14 protein-coding genes and 1 riboswitch are annotated in these 14,908 nt (G+C 40.0%); of the genes, 1 reads left to right on the top strand and 13 read right to left on the bottom strand.

The features are described from left to right. Window positions 1–2 precede the first annotated feature (2 nt). Complete coding sequence (locus CEF22_RS08010) at window positions 3–1,043, bottom strand: YpbB family protein (protein WP_100402435.1); 1,041 nt, start codon at window positions 1,041–1,043, stop codon at window positions 3–5. 221 nt (window positions 1,044–1,264) lie between these two features. Here CEF22_RS08010 and CEF22_RS08005 point away from each other — a divergent pair, with 221 nt between their 5' ends. After that, on the top strand, window positions 1,265–1,513 hold the full coding sequence (locus CEF22_RS08005; RefSeq protein ID WP_094835381.1) for a ferredoxin: 249 nt from the start codon (window positions 1,265–1,267) through the stop codon (window positions 1,511–1,513). A 34-nt stretch (window positions 1,514–1,547) separates the two neighbouring features. Here CEF22_RS08005 and CEF22_RS08000 read toward each other — a convergent pair whose 3' ends face one another. The 12 genes from CEF22_RS08000 to CEF22_RS07945 form a co-directional block, all read right to left on the bottom strand. After that, window positions 1,548–4,577 (bottom strand): efflux RND transporter permease subunit, encoded by a 3,030-nt coding sequence (locus tag CEF22_RS08000; RefSeq protein WP_100402434.1) that lies wholly within the window; start codon window positions 4,575–4,577, stop codon window positions 1,548–1,550. 133 nt (window positions 4,578–4,710) lie between these two features. Further along, on the bottom strand, window positions 4,711–5,292 hold the full coding sequence (locus CEF22_RS07995; RefSeq protein ID WP_100402433.1) for an ECF transporter S component: 582 nt from the start codon (window positions 5,290–5,292) through the stop codon (window positions 4,711–4,713). A 141-nt stretch (window positions 5,293–5,433) separates the two neighbouring features. Next, a riboswitch (FMN riboswitch) is annotated at window positions 5,434–5,563 on the bottom strand. Window positions 5,564–5,584: 21 nt separating this feature from the next. Then, window positions 5,585–5,773, bottom strand: a complete 189-nt coding sequence (locus CEF22_RS07990) for a hypothetical protein (RefSeq protein ID WP_100402432.1) — start codon at window positions 5,771–5,773, stop codon at window positions 5,585–5,587. A gap of 174 nt (window positions 5,774–5,947) precedes the next feature. After that, window positions 5,948–7,723: an ATP-binding protein gene (locus CEF22_RS07985; RefSeq protein ID WP_100402431.1), complete on the bottom strand. Its 1,776-nt coding sequence runs from the start codon at window positions 7,721–7,723 to the stop codon at window positions 5,948–5,950. Further along, the gene (locus CEF22_RS07980; RefSeq protein WP_100402430.1) at window positions 7,720–8,436 is read right to left on the bottom strand and encodes a response regulator transcription factor; all 717 of its coding nucleotides are present in this window, start codon (window positions 8,434–8,436) and stop codon (window positions 7,720–7,722) included. The genes CEF22_RS07985 and CEF22_RS07980 overlap by 4 nt, the downstream gene beginning before the upstream one ends. A gap of 136 nt (window positions 8,437–8,572) precedes the next feature. Further along, window positions 8,573–9,766: a c-type cytochrome biogenesis protein CcsB gene (ccsB, locus tag CEF22_RS07975; RefSeq protein WP_100402429.1), complete on the bottom strand. Its 1,194-nt coding sequence runs from the start codon at window positions 9,764–9,766 to the stop codon at window positions 8,573–8,575. 15 nt (window positions 9,767–9,781) lie between these two features. Further along, entirely contained in the window at window positions 9,782–11,398 is a 1,617-nt protein-coding gene (gene resB / locus CEF22_RS07970) for a cytochrome c biogenesis protein ResB (RefSeq protein ID WP_100402428.1), read from the bottom strand. Between the two features lie 17 nt (window positions 11,399–11,415). Next, window positions 11,416–11,949: a thiol-disulfide oxidoreductase ResA gene (gene resA, locus CEF22_RS07965; RefSeq protein WP_100402427.1), complete on the bottom strand. Its 534-nt coding sequence runs from the start codon at window positions 11,947–11,949 to the stop codon at window positions 11,416–11,418. 125 nt (window positions 11,950–12,074) lie between these two features. Next, entirely contained in the window at window positions 12,075–12,806 is a 732-nt protein-coding gene (locus CEF22_RS07960) for a pseudouridine synthase (RefSeq protein WP_095478160.1), read from the bottom strand. Between the two features lie 130 nt (window positions 12,807–12,936). After that, window positions 12,937–13,467, bottom strand: coding sequence for a spore maturation protein (locus CEF22_RS07955; protein ID WP_100402426.1), 531 nt, complete (start codon window positions 13,465–13,467; stop codon window positions 12,937–12,939). Beyond that, the gene (locus tag CEF22_RS07950; RefSeq protein ID WP_100402425.1) at window positions 13,468–14,061 is read right to left on the bottom strand and encodes a nucleoside recognition domain-containing protein; all 594 of its coding nucleotides are present in this window, start codon (window positions 14,059–14,061) and stop codon (window positions 13,468–13,470) included. It lies immediately after the preceding gene. Between the two features lie 21 nt (window positions 14,062–14,082). Further along, the coding region (locus CEF22_RS07945) for a D-alanyl-D-alanine carboxypeptidase family protein (protein ID WP_100403949.1) at window positions 14,083–14,908 on the bottom strand (826 nt) is incomplete at its 5' end.

The raw sequence follows: 14,908 nt of genomic DNA, 5'->3' as shown, positions 1-14,908 counted from the left end.
CTTCACCTGCTATGTCTAGCTAACACTAGTCGAATTTGAAAATACGTAACATCTGGAATCTGGTCTTTAATCGGCTTTAATTTTTTATGATGTTGCTTCAAAGCTACAGCCAGAATTTTCTCTGCTTGTTGATCGCTCACATACCATTCAAGCGGAAAGTTGTTTATATTTAAAGCTAATTCAACGACATGATCTTCTACTGTACTCATTTTCAGCCTTCGTTGCTGAGCAATTTCTGCAAGTGAATAGCCTTTGTTCAATAATTCCGCCGTCTTTTTCGTTGATTGAGTAAGGGTCACCGACTCATATATGTCCTTCAACACTTCGTATAACAACGGAAATTGTGAGGCATGCTGATAAATGTACTCGACTAAAAAATGAAGCAAATTTAAAAACCGATACCAATATTCTGTTTCTTCCATATGGACAAGTTCCGCCGTTTGTACAGCCGTTTTTCCTGTTTTGTTTTTGCCAGACAAACGAAGCACAAGCACAAGCGGTTCTTCAAAGCTTTGACTTTTCAAACTATGTATGAGTTCATCATGCAACGCTTGAGCTAATGCTTCTTTCGGCAACCTTTGTTGAGATAAAAACATTTTCACCCAATACTGAATGTGTTCATCTCTTGTAACTGGCTGATATTCCTTGTTCTCATGCACGAGATGAGAAGTCACTTGTACAAGTAGCGTCAACCTTTTCCAAAACAGCAAACAACAATCTTGTAGTTTAAAGCCTTGTATATGTTGAAGAGTAGCTAACGTATCACTAAAATGAGCGAGCCATTGCTCTCCCGTTTCCGTCACTAACAGGCTGTTTGGATCTCCTGCTATATATCCTTTTTCTAGCAACCGCTGAATTTGTTCATCATACATCTTTCTATCGAGAAATGGTGCGGTTTGAAACCATCGATCTAATTGGAATAAACGAGCATCTTGTATCGTTTGGGAAGACTTTTTCCCTTTTAATAAATGATAAATGGACGAGGCTGTTCTCTCGCCGTTTAATTGCTTAAGCATCAATAGCATAACCGCCTGAATGAACAACTTTCTCGTCTCCTTTTGGACTTTTGTTCATTTTATCACGAAATACGCCAAATGTTTGTGAAAGAGTATCGATAATTTATGAAAGCCCTATCATTTTTTCAGCGAGAACTTTTTATTGAAAAGTAAATACATCACATATACAATAAAATATAGAAGTTTTCTAAGAATTTAAGATTGACTTAATCCATTGAGGATTTGGTATACACTAAGGAGGTTTCATAATGCCAAAATATACAATCGTTGATAAAGACACATGTATTGCTTGCGGTGCTTGCGGAGCAGCTGCACCAGACATTTATGATTATGATGATGAAGGAATTGCGTTCGTTATTTTAGACGATAACGAAGGAACAGCTATCATTCCAGAAGTTCTTGAAGAAGATATGCAAGATGCGTTTGAAGGCTGCCCAACAGACTCCATTAAAATCGCAGATGCCCCGTTTGATGGCGATGCTCTAAAATACGAATAAAACAGTCAGAAACCCGCCTATTGGCGGGTTTCTTCTATTTTGATTGCTCTTGTTTTACAGTTCGGTAGAAAAACAGTTCATATAGCACAGGAATGAGAACTAACGTTAACACAGTGGATGAGGTTAATCCTCCAATGACAGTGATCGCCAAACCTTTAGAAATTAACGTGCCAGATGACGTCGTTAACGCTAATGGAATTAACGCTGTAACTGTCGCAAAAGCCGTCATTAAAATCGGACGCAACCTCGTCTTTCCGGCTTCCATTAACGCCTCGCGAATCAACATACCTTTCTTCTCTCTGTTTTGACCAATCCGATCGACTAGCACAATCGCATTCGTTGTGACGATACCGATCAGCATAAGCAACCCGATCATCACACTTACAGATAAAGGTTCATTAGCAATTGTAAGTCCTAATAGAGAACCAATAGGCACAAAAATCAAAGACGAGAGAACGATAAATGGAATACGTGCTTGACCAAAAGTAATCAGCATCGTAATGTATACGAGCCCAACAGCAATCAACATTGCCAATCCTAACGCTTGGAACGTTTCGACAGTTTCATCGCTTCCGCCTCCTCCTTCAAAACTCACCTCTTTTGGTAAATCTAGATCCTGTTTAACACCTGCAATCACTTGTTCAGACACAGTTCGGATATCATCGCCTTCAATTTGAGCAGAGATTTGGGCAAACACTTTGCCGTCAAGTTTTTGAATCGAAGTAAAGGCTTCTTCCTCTTTGATCTCCGCTACGTCTGTAATCGGTAGCGGACCTTTTACTGTAAACAGTTGAATCTTTTTAATATCATCGATCGAATTAGCGTTTTCTGTGTAGGCAAGACGCACAGCTTTTTCTTTTCCATCTAACTCTAGCTTACCAACATCCACTGGCTCGGTTTGATCGGCAATCGCTCCGAGAATTTGAAAGCCAGATACTCCTGCTTTCGCCGCCTTCTCAGAATCAACCTTCACCATCAGCTGTGTTTGCTTTTCACTAAAATTATTGGACACGTATTTCAAATCATCGTGTTTTTTCATATATTCTTCCACTATTTGAGCGGCTTTTTGTAATTGATCTAAATTATTCGAGTACAAATTAATATTGACATTATTATTCGAAGGCGGACCACCTGTTTGTTGCTCTTGGACGCCAAGAACGGCTTTCGGTTCTGCAGTTAAAATAATCTCTTCCATTTCGCGTTCAAGCGTTTGAATATAAGCTGCCACATCAACATCCTCTTTAAGCGTAATGAAATAGTTCGCTTGGTTCGCTCGCTTCAGTCCTGATTGGAAGTCTCTCGTACCGATCCCAGTTGTTACATTTTCCACTTCTTTGGAGTCCGCTAAATACTTTTCAAGCTGTAAAGATAATTCATTTGTTTTCTCGAGCGGTGTAGAGGAAGGCAAGCGAAACGTTGCCGCTAATAGCTTTTGCTCTTCATTAGGAATAAACGTAAATCCTAACCTTGAAGCAAAGGCGAAAGAACTAAATAATGTAGCTAAAGATAAAACAATCACGATCACTTTATGATTCAATGACCATTCAATCGCGCGTACATAACTTGTTTGTAGTCGCCCCTCCTTCTCTTCTTGCGGCACCTGCTTAAAGGAGAACTTCGCCAAAATCGGCACGATCGTAATAGATACAACCAAGGACGTCAAAAGGGCAATAACAATCGTCACCGCAAATGGAAGAAAGAACTCTCCTGTAATGCCCCCAACAAGGCCAAGCGGCAAAAAGACAACAACAGTCGTAATCGTTGAGGAAGTGATCGCTTTTAAAATTTCTCTTGTTGACTGAATAATTAACTCATTCGTCATGCCTTCCCCTGATTTACGTATACGCCTAAATATATTTTCAATTACCACTATACTATCATCAACTACTCGCCCAACAGCGACAGCCATTCCACCGAGCGTCATAATATTTAACGAAATATCTAGCTGATACAAGAAGATCGATGTAACAAGCAACGATAACGGAATTGAAATAATGGCGATCATCGTCGCGCGCACATTTCGCAAAAATAATAGGACTGCTAATGAAGCAAACAATGCACCTAATAGCCCTTCTTTTACCAATGTACTAACTGATTTTTCAATTCCTTCTGCCGAATCAAATCCGACGGCGTAAGCAAACTCTCCCTCGTATTTGTCCATAATATTAATGACTTTCTTCGCAACTTCTACTGTATTGGCATCCTGCTTCTTCGTTACGGCCATTGATAGCGCATCTTTTTCGTTATAGCGTGTAATTTCCGCGCGATCCTTCACTTCTTCAATTGTCGCGATTTCTTTTAATGCAACGGGTTGACCGTTAGGAATAAACTCAGCTGGCGTAATGATAAAGTTCTCTAACTGCTCTTTCGTTTCTACCTTTTCTTGGACGCGAACAGGCACTTGAATTTGCTCGCCTTCGATCGTTCCAGCTGGAAACGATAAATTTCGCTCATTGATTTCGTCTTTAATTTGCGAAAGTGATAAACCGTATGCACGAGCTCTGTTTGGATCGACTGTGACTTGCAACCATTCTTCCTTCAAGCCACCAACAGATACACTGTTCAATCCATTGATTTTATTCAATTCAGGTATGACTTCCTCATCGAGTAACGTTTGTAAGTCAGTTCCCTCTTTAGCGAATAGAGATAAATTAAAAATTGGAAAGCTCCCAAAAGAAAAGCGATTAATTTCCGTTTTCGTTTGCTCTGGCAAGCTCGTTTCTTGAATGAAATTATTCACTTGCTGCTCGATTTCATCCATATCCGTATTGAAAGGGAATTCCATACTGATGATAGATAACGTTTCAAATGTGGAGCTTTGGACTTTTTTCACTCCTTCTAGCCCTTTAAACTGTTCTTCAAGCTTCGAAGTCACTTGCTCATTTAAATCTTGTGGAGAAGCCCCTGGATAGACTACTTCAACACTTAATTGTGGAAACTCAATATTCGGCAATAAGTCCATCTTTAACTTAGTAAACGAATATAACCCTCCTAGAATGAACAAAAAGGAAATGATAAAGACAGCAAAGGCATTCTTCAAGCTAAACCTCGTTAAGAAATTCATAAATCCCCCTCATTTCTATTAAAAGAATCATTTACACTTATCATAATTTATTTTTATGCTGTCTGCATTTTTAAATGTTTTTCTAAAAAAAGAGCCCTACTATTCGTTTAGTAGAGATCTCATCGGTTTATTATTAAGCGTTTTGGGCAATGGTTTGTTTTTTCATCCACACTTGAATGCGAGAGTAAATTAATAAAAAGACAGCCGTCATCAATAGCCCTTTCACGAAATTAAACGGTAAAATAGCCGAAACGATCAGTTGCTTCGTTTCTGGTGCCGACATAGCTGGTGCATTTAAAAAGAGCGTATAAGCTGGTAAAATCACATAATAATTTAACACACTCATCATCACAGCCATCACCGTCGTTCCAGCAATAAGAGCAGCGACCATTCCTTTTTTCGATTCAAATTTCTTATATACATAATACACAGGAAGGATAAACGTGACTCCTGCCATAAAGTTAGCGAAATGACCGACAGGAACTCCTGTTGGACTACCTGCTACAAAAAAGTTCAACACATTTTTGATAAACTCCACCATAATTCCAGCAATTGGACCGAAGACAATAGCGGCAACTAGTGCAGGGATTTCGCTAAAGTCAACCATTAAAAACCCTGGAAATGGTGGAACCGGAAAGTTAAGTAGCATTAATAAATAAGATAATGTACTTAGTAAACCGACAGACGTTAACACTCGAATATTCTTCTTTCTCACAAAACTCTCTCCTTCTTCTCATCCATCCTACACAAGAAGAAAGGCTGCCAACTAAATAATCCCTCAAGCAAAAGGCTTAAGGGAGTTTGAAGTCATGCTTAAATAGACGTTCAAAACTGCACTTTTTGAACGCTGGCAGACCTTCACCTTCTCCCATCCAGACTATACTGTCGGCTTTGGATTCTCACCAAATCTGCCTTTCGGCTCGCGGGCTCAGAAGCCATGCTTCTATACCGCCGGTCGGGAATTTCGCCCTGCCCCGAAGATGAAATGATATTTATTTTAGACTTTATTATACATAAAATTGACGATTGTGTGAAGCATTTAATTTGTATGTAACACCTTCTAAGCTTCTACTGTCAGAAATACTCGTTTTTTTCGACACCTTCTCTTGACGAATTATCCCTCCACCGAGAATAAGTAGACTAATACATAAAGCGATAGCTAACACAATAAAAAATCTCCTTACATAATCCGTCATATTGATCTGCCTCCTTGCGATCACTTTATCCCGCATTAACGGGCTGTAAGACCCCCACGGATTGAAGTTTCACTTTATCCTCTGCCTTTCTAGTTGTATGCACGAAAACGTTTTCAATATGACTTAAAAAAAGAGGAGCTATTAGACAATAGCTCCCCCGTGTTTTTATGTGATTTATTTTTTTCGCGGCAAATAAAAGGTAAAGGTCGTTCCTTTCCCTAATTGACTTTGCACTTTAATGCTTCCTTGATGCGCTTTGATCATATTTTTAGCAATGGACAGTCCAAGTCCTGTACCTGCTTGACCTCTTGTTCTTGCTTTATCCCCTTTATAAAACCGCTCAAATACAAACGGCAAGTCTTCTTCGCTAATACCGACACCAGAATCTTGAACATGAACTTCATATCCATCGGCTTTTCGTTCTAGCTTCACTTCCACAAAGCCGTTTTCTAGTGTATGACGAAGAGCATTATCAATTAAATTCGTCAGCACTTGCTCAATCCGATCTGAATCGATATCGAGGTAGCTATCTTCATCAGGAATCGTTAATTTCAACTCAATTTGCTTTTCTTTTGCTAAGCCTTGAAATTTATTCGCCACTCGCTTAATAAACGAGGACAACTCTATCTCTTCTAATTCTAAATTAATATGACCGGCTTCCATTCGGGCTAAATCCAACAATTCATTCACAAGACGCCCCATTCGCAGCGATTCTTCATGAATAATTTTGGCGATCTCTCTTTTTTCCTCTTCCGTCCCTGCGATATCATCTACAATCGCTTCACTATAGCCTTGTAACATCGCAATCGGTGTTCTAAGTTCATGAGAGACGTTCGCAATGAAGTCTTTTCTGAGCTTATCTAACCGTCGCTCTTCTGACATATCACGAACGACCGCCACCACACCACGAACGGACTTATCATTATAAAGCGGGCTGACGATGACGACATAAGAACGATTTTTTAAGGACAGTTCACCAATTTGCTCGTTTTCTGTTTCAATCGCCTTTTTCAGCAGTTCAGCTACTAAAGTAGGCATCGTTTCATTATGATGATCATTTCCCATCTCATAATACCAATTTTGTAAAAAGCGTTCCGCTGGCGGGTTGGTAATTAAGATCGTCCCGTCTCGATTAAAGGTGATCACCCCATCAGCCATACTGCTTAAAATGCTGGCCAGTTGCTCTTTCTCTTGATTCAATGCATGAATATTGTAATTTAATTGCTTAGCCATTTGATTAAAGGACGTAGCGAGTGCTCCAATCTCATCTGTCGTTAAAATCGGCACTTTTGTATCAAACTTTCCTTTCGCCACTTCCGTTGCGGCCTCTCTCATTTTCCTTAAAGGAGCCGTAATTCTTGTCGACAAGAAAAAGGCAAAAATAGTCGTTAGCACGATCGCAATTCCAGCCGCTAGCAAAATTAGTCTCGTTGTTTGCTGAGACGTTTCTTTAATGACTTCAAGAGATTGGTAAATGATGACTGCTCCATTTTCATCAGCCTTCATATGTAATGGAACGGCAATCACAATCGAGTTTTCATGTCGATTCGAATTACTTCCTCCTTGAATAGGTAGCTCTGTCTGTACTTTCTTATCCTTTGTAAACACTTGGGATAGCACGGGGTCATTGACCACTTTCGATTGTTCTAAAACTTTGCTCAAATCATCATTTGGTGAATAATGAAAACGCTCTTGATTCTCCGCAATAATCAGATGAATCGGCTCATCGACTAAATCCCAAGCCACCTGCATACCGGTTTGTTTGTCTTCATGATCAGAAAGTACCTTTGAAATTTTTGTTGCTGTATCAGACAATTCTCTTTCAACTTCCCTCGCATGATAATTCTCAAAGAACTCTAATTGTAGAATCGTTAAGAAAAATAAAACAAACGATACGAGTAAAAGAATCGTCATCCACAGCTTTCCTACAACGCTTCTCCAAAGCTTCATTCATTCACAACCTCGAATTTGTAGCCAACTCCCCAAACAGTGACAATCATTTTGGCCGCTTTCTCAGATACTTTATTTAACTTTTCACGAAGGCGCTTCACATGTGTATCCACCGTCCGTAAATCTCCGAAAAACTCATAATGCCACACTTCTTTTAATAAATGCTCACGATCAAATACTTTATCTGGCGCTTTCGCTAAAAAGTATAGCAATTCATATTCCTTCGGTGTTAAATTGACCTCTTCTCCATCCGCTGTCACTCGATGAGCGTCATTATCAATGGTTAAATGCGGGTATACAATTAAGTCTTTAGATTTCGTATCCGTTTGTAAATAGGATGTTGGTGAAGAACGTCTTAATAATGCTTTCACGCGAAGAACGACTTCTCGTGGGCTAAACGGCTTCACAATATAATCATCTGTTCCGACTTCAAAGCCTTGGACGCGATTCGCTTCCTCACCTTTTGCCGTTAGCATAATAACAGGCGTCGATTTCTTCTCTCTCAATTCCCTACACACTTCAATGCCGTCTTTACCTGGCATCATTAAATCCAGTAAAATGCAATCATATTCTTCAGTTAAAGCCATCTCAAGAGCCATTTCTCCATCTTCAGCTTCATCAATCACATAATTTTCTCTTTCTAAGTACATTCGCAGCAAACGGCGAATTCTTTCCTCGTCATCTACGACTAAAATCCTTAGTTCATTTTCCAACGTAATAGCCTCCTAATCATACAGTCAATCATGCTTTTTTATTGATTACTTTCATTATTAACTAATCCTTGTTTTTTTTCAATTTATCAACTATCTATATAGAAAAAGCCTCCGCGCAGAAGCGGAGGTTTTCTATTTACGGTGTTGCGTACGAGTGAAGCCCTGCTATTACTAAGTTCACCGCTACTAAGTTGAACATAATAATGACAAAACCAATCACAGCAAGCCAAGCGGACTTTTCTCCATGCCAACCTTTCGATAACCGAAGATGTAAAAAGGCTGCATAAAATAACCATGTAATCAGTGCCCATACCTCTTTCGGGTCCCATCCCCAAAATCTAGACCAAGCAATTTGTGCCCAGATCATCGCAAAGATCAACCCTCCGAGAGTAAAGACCGGAAAACCTATTAAGACCGCACGATAACTTACTTCATCCATTAAATCTGAATTCACATTTTTCACAAAAGGCTGTACAAGTGCACCAATTCGCTTACGAGCCACAAGGCGAATGGCTAAATAAAGTAGAAGTCCAGCTACTAGTGACCAAACAAGGGTATTCAACTTTTTCGCATTAATAAAACCAGGAACCTCTACGATTGAGTCAAACTTGCCATCCGTTATTAATTGGCCTTCGTTTGGACCGATAATCGCTGGCATGAGAAACGTTTCCTGCGCCGGATTCCCATCTTTATTGATATAGTCAAATTTCGCTTCATATCCGGTAAGATTAAACGCTGTTGTGACAATGACGAAGCCAATCGTTGCGACAAGACTGAACATCACGACCTCTAACCAAATCGTTTGCTTGCTTCTTTTCGATTGATCAATATTTTTCACTAAATAAATTAATCCCGCAACAAAGCTAATCGCCAAAATCCCTTCCGCTGCCGCGACCGTTGTCACGTGAATATGTAACCAATCACTTTGAAGCGCCGGAATCAGTGGGCTAATCTCTCTCGGAAACATGCTGGCATATGCAATGATGATCGTCGCCACCGGCAAGGCAAACAATCCTAGCACAGGTAGACGATACATTAAATAAATGATAATAAATGCTCCAACTAACATCATCGCGAAGAAGGTCACAAATTCAAACAGATTGCTAACAGGTGCATGACCTGAAGCGATCCAACGCGTAATAAAGTAACCTAACTGGGCAATGAAGCCGATGACTGTAACCGCAAACCCTAACTTACCCCAGCGATTTTCTTCTTGTTTTTGATTATCTTTCTTCTGGCGAACGGCTCCTCCGAATAAAAATGTTGCCAATAAGTATAATATAAATGAAGCATAAAGAAGATTCCCGCTCCATTGAACTAAGTCAGACATCTTCATTCCCCCCTATTATGACTTTTGTTGATCCTCTAACATCGGTACTCTCGTTGAACCGATCGCAGCATCAATTTCTCGCTTCAACCCATGCCAATTTTTATTCGTGTGAGCGGCTACGTATACTTCGTTATCAATTTGGCGAATCCATAAACGACGATGATTCCAATAAGCGCCTTGAACAACGCCAATCATGAAGATCGCTCCACCAATAGCTAAAATCCATAACGTTAAATCTTTACGCACCGTCAGCACAGAAATGTTACGGGTCTCAATCCCTTTGAACTCCATTTTGTACTCAGTTTCTCCAACAGGCTCTAATGTTTTACGAATCGCGACGAAACTAATTTCCCCTTTTGGATGCTCAGGAGAGATCATTTTAAAGAAAAAGGCAGGATTATTTGGATTAGGAGACCTTGTCGTCGGTTCTCCTGCTTCAGAAAATCCAGCATAGTCTGGAAAATAACCAATCAATTCTACTTTATATCCATTTCCAAGATCATACACATCTTTAGGTTTTAACAGATCGATTTTGACCTTTCCAACCTCTTCTTGTGTTGCTTTATTCGTTAAACCAAACTCCATTGACTTCAGTTCGTCTTTAGTGAAGCTATCTTGATAAAGAGCGTAGTTGTCAAATTTAAATGGTTCATTTACACGAATTTCTCCTGATTTCACCTTCGTTAGCTTTGGTTCCGCACCAGGTAACCCTTGATTTTCATCTCGGTAAAGAATAGCATTTGTTTGATAATTCTTCACTACACCATTTGTCCGATCAAGTGCTTGATCAAACACTTCAGGATCTTTGTCTTTATCATAGTTTTCAACGATAAATTTTTCATTTTTTAAATAATATTCGCCGTTCGTCCCTGGAATTTCTAAAGTAGCTCCTTCACGAACAAACAATGTTTCATCGACATACATGCCATCCATCGAACGAAGCATTGCACCAAATAGAAAAATAATAAGACCGACGTGATTGACGTAAGGACCCCAACGAGAAAAGCGATTTTTTTCCGCGAGTAAGCTACCTTCTTCTTCTCGAAGCTTATAACGCTTACTTGCTAATTTTTTCTTAACTTCACTCCACTCGTCCTCACTCAATTTCACTTCCTGCTTCGTGAAAAAGCGCTGTTTATTCATAAAGGAAGCATGACGAGCGACTCGTTGATTCTTTAACGCGCGATACAGCGGAATCACACGGTCAAGGCTACAAATCACAAGAGACACACCGATAGATGCAATTAAAGCAATAAACCAAGCGGAATTATATAAATCATAAAAGCCAAACATATAATATAGTTTCCCCGCAAAGCCATACACATCTTCATAATATTGTTCAGGCGGTATATTTTGAGGAATAAATAGCTTTTGCGGAAAAATGGTTCCAATGGATGATGCAACAAGCGTTAAAACGATTAGCCAAATCCCTACTTTAACAGAAGAAAAGAAATTCCATATTTTGTCAACGAATGTTTTTTGATACGTTTGTGACCGGCGGGCGCTGCCTTCATAGCGCATATCGTGCAGCTTTTCTTGTTTCGCTTCTTCGGTTAGCGCTCTCCCGCATGATTCACATAGAATCGTTCCGTGAGGATTGACATGGCCACATTCACATTTAACTTTCTCCATTTCAAAACTCCTTAAAATTATGGTTTCACTTTTTCAAATAAAGCTCTCACCTGTTCTTCTTTCACGAGTCCACCAACAACGATTTCTTCCACTTTTCCTTCTGCATTAATCATATATGTAGCTGGAAGTCTACTTACTCCATATGCCTTTTCTACTTCTTTCGTTGTATCGATCGCAATCGGAAACGTTAAGCCATATTGTTTAGCGAAATTCTTCGTTTGTAATTCCGAATCGCCAACGTTCACAGCTAAAACTTCTACCCCTTGATCTTTAAATTCTTTTGACACCGTTTCCATATGAGGCATCTCTTCTTTACATGGGGCACACCACGTTCCCCAGAAATTAAGAAACACACCTTTTCCTTTATAATCCGACAGCTGATGCTTCTCTCCTGAAAGGTCCGTTAATACAAAATCAGGCGCCTCGTCCCCTACTTGCAAAGTGCCACGCGCCTCTTTTGTCAAATTCGTATAAAGCGTATAGCCGACAGCTATCGCTAAAATAGCTAAAATGACAGAACGCATAATAAACCGTTGTTTTCTTTTATCCAAGAAGTGATCCCCTCCCGATGTCACATACCATTGTTATGTTTTACGTATTGAACCTTTACACCATTATACCATTTTCGTGTTTTTCCTAAAAAAAAGGGATTTGAAGGATGTGTGACAATTTCTTGTCAACGCAACATCCCTGTTTCAGCTAATGTACGTAGTTGCTTCACTTCATGAGCTGTTAACTCGCGAAACTCCCCGGCATTCAACCCTTTTAACGTTAAAAATGCGTATCTTTCACGCTTTAGCTTTTGAACCTCGAAGCCGATCGCTTCAAACATGCGACGCACTTGACGATTTCGACCTTCGTGAATCGTAATTTCAATATTGGCTCGTTGCTTCTTTTTATCGACAGACAGCTCTTTCACCTTCGCTGGCGCTGTTTTCCCATCCTCTAGCTTGATGCCCGAAGCTAGCTGCTTTAACATATAGCGCTGAGGAATACCGTTAAGGCGCGCCACATAGGTTTTATCAATTTCATAACGTGGATGCGTTAATAAGTTAGCAAACTCTCCATCATTCGTTAAAAGTAGCAAACCTGATGTGTCATAATCAAGCCTTCCGACTGGAAAAATTCTTTGTTCAATCAACGGAAAATAATCCGTTACGACTTTGCGGTTTTTATCGTCGGAAACTGCTGAAATGACGCCACGCGGTTTATAAAATAAAAAATAAACCTTCTCTTGCCCTTCAACAGGAACACCACCCACTTCTACTTTGTCAGAAGGGGACACTTTCGTTCCGAGCTCTGTTACCACTTTCCCATTCACTGTTACTTTTCCTTCTATTATTAGTTGCTCTGCTTTACGTCTTGACGCAAATCCAGCTTGTGCGATCACTTTTTGTAGCCGCTCCATTCCATCACCTCTAAATTCTTCAATATGTGTCATTATGCATTATTACACATCGATTGAAATAAGAAAAGCCGCAGACACTATTCACAACGTATAAATCCATTAAAAAAACTGCTCCGCAACGGAACAGTTTTTATGAAAACATCCATGAAACGATAAAAATAGCGGCTACAAATCCAGCCAAATCGGCAAGTAAGCCGACTTTTAATGCATCACCCATTTGCTTGATGCCAACCGCGCCAAAATAAATCGTCAATACATAAAAGGTTGTATCTGTACTTCCTTGCATCACAGAAGCTAAACGGCCAATATACGAATCCGGCCCATAAGTAGCTATTAAATCGCTCACCATCCCCAACGCCGCCGTTCCTGAAATGGGGCGAATTAAAGCGAGCGGAAAGACTTCTGGTGCTAGACCGATCGATAGTAGGAGCGGCCGCATCCAGTCTACGACACTTTCAAGAGCCCCAGAAGCTCGAAAGATCGCAATCGATACCATCATCCCGACTAAATAAGGAATAATCGAGACGGCAATGTGGATTCCCTCTTTTCCTCCTTCAACAAATGTTTCATATGTGGGAACTTTTTTGAACGTACCGTAAAGTAGAATGAAGCCGATGATGAGGGGGATAATCCAAATAGAAATGATCGAAAGCCAAGCCATTTATCCCCCTCCCTTTCGTGTGCGACGAGAGTGGAAATAACGGTCAATCATGATCGCAAACGTCGTAGAACAAGCTGTTGCAAACAGGGTAGGCGCCACAATTTCAGCTGGGGAAGCAGATTCATAAGAAAAACGGATCGCTAAGATCGTCGTTGGTATAATCGTAAGGCTCGATGTATTCAACGCTAAAAAAGTAATCATGGAGCGACTCGCTTCACTTTTTCCTCCGTTCAATCGCTTTAATTCCTCCATCGCTTTAATCCCAAACGGCGTCGCCGCATTACCAAGCCCAAACATATTAGCCGTCATATTCGACAAAATGTAGCCCATCGCTGGATGGTCATTCGGGATATCCGGGAATAATCGTTTCGCGATTGGCTTGAACAAATGAGCAAGTTGCTTGAGCATACCGGCTTTCTCAGCTATTTTCATGATGCCAAGCCAAAACACAAGCACGCTAATTAAACCGATACAAATGGTCACAGCTTCTCCAGAGGCTTCAAATACCGCTTTATTCACCTCATTCATTTTGCCATTGATCGCTGCAAAAATTAGCCCAATTAAGGTCATCCCTACCCAAATATAATTAACCATGATTCATTTCACCATCATTGATCATGACCACCATTCCTTCCACTTCTCCCATAGAGATTTCTGCTCATCGTTTTTCTCCTGTTTATAATAAATAGGGATTGTAAATACTTTTTCTTTATTTAAAAAAGCTTCAGCTTGTCCGACCACCTCAGGCACCTTTCCTCGTTTCCAGCTTTTTTTCGGTTTCAGTAGCTTATAATGAATGGAGAGTTGTTCTTCCTCTTCTTTTGTGAGCGGGAATAGTACATCTCTTTTTAAGTAGATATGACCATCATAAAAAGAATTGTTTATCTTAATTGCTTTTTTATGCAAAATCACCTTAGGATCATATTGTTCAAAGCTCGATTCGTACATATAGATGTGGTCATTCCAATCATCAGATGCATCCAAGGTCACTGCAATTAAATCCATATCCCCCTTCGTCGCCGTTGTTACTAATGTTCGATGAGCTTTTTTCGTATAACCTGTTTTCCCTCCTGTGCAATATTCATACTTTTCTGTCAATAAACGATTTTTATTATGCCAAATGCGATCCCACTCACCACTTGGATCTTTGACTCGATGTTTTTTCGTTCCAGCTATTTCACGATACTTAGCATTTTTCATCGCGTATCTTGTCAAAAGTGCCATATCATAAGCGGTGGAACGATGCTTTTCACTATCATCTAAGCCGTGTGGATTAGCAAAGTGAGTATTCTTCATGCCGATTTCCTTCGCCTTTTCATTCATTAAAAATACAAATCCCTCTTTGCTTCCGCCTACATGTTCAGCGATCGCGACAGCCGCATCATTTCCTGAGCGCAACATTAAGCCGTACACCAAATCTTCTAACGAAATCTTTTCGCCT

Origin of the sequence: Bacillus sp. FJAT-42315 (genome assembly GCF_002797375.1) — a bacterium.
In the GTDB taxonomy this organism is placed as follows: domain Bacteria; phylum Bacillota; class Bacilli; order Bacillales; family Domibacillaceae; genus Bacillus_CE.
This window is presented reverse-complemented; position numbering and strand designations above follow the sequence as displayed.

Excerpts from the sequence above, each read along its gene's own strand:
- CEF22_RS07990 (WP_100402432.1), bottom strand. The coding sequence starts at position 5,773 with ATGACGGATTATGTAAGGAGATTTTTTATTGTGTTAGCTATCGCTTTA.
- CEF22_RS08000 (WP_100402434.1), bottom strand. The coding sequence starts at position 4,577 with ATGAATTTCTTAACGAGGTTTAGCTTGAAGAATGCCTTTGCTGTCTTT.
- CEF22_RS07950 (WP_100402425.1), bottom strand. The coding sequence starts at position 14,061 with ATGGTTAATTATATTTGGGTAGGGATGACCTTAATTGGGCTAATTTTT.
- resB (WP_100402428.1), bottom strand. The coding sequence starts at position 11,398 with ATGGAGAAAGTTAAATGTGAATGTGGCCATGTCAATCCTCACGGAACG.
- CEF22_RS07985 (WP_100402431.1), bottom strand. The coding sequence starts at position 7,723 with ATGAAGCTTTGGAGAAGCGTTGTAGGAAAGCTGTGGATGACGATTCTT.
- CEF22_RS07955 (WP_100402426.1), bottom strand. The coding sequence starts at position 13,467 with ATGGCTTGGCTTTCGATCATTTCTATTTGGATTATCCCCCTCATCATC.
- ccsB (WP_100402429.1), bottom strand. The coding sequence starts at position 9,766 with ATGTCTGACTTAGTTCAATGGAGCGGGAATCTTCTTTATGCTTCATTT.
- CEF22_RS08005 (WP_094835381.1), top strand. The coding sequence starts at position 1,265 with ATGCCAAAATATACAATCGTTGATAAAGACACATGTATTGCTTGCGGT.
- CEF22_RS07960 (WP_095478160.1), bottom strand. The coding sequence starts at position 12,806 with ATGGAGCGGCTACAAAAAGTGATCGCACAAGCTGGATTTGCGTCAAGA.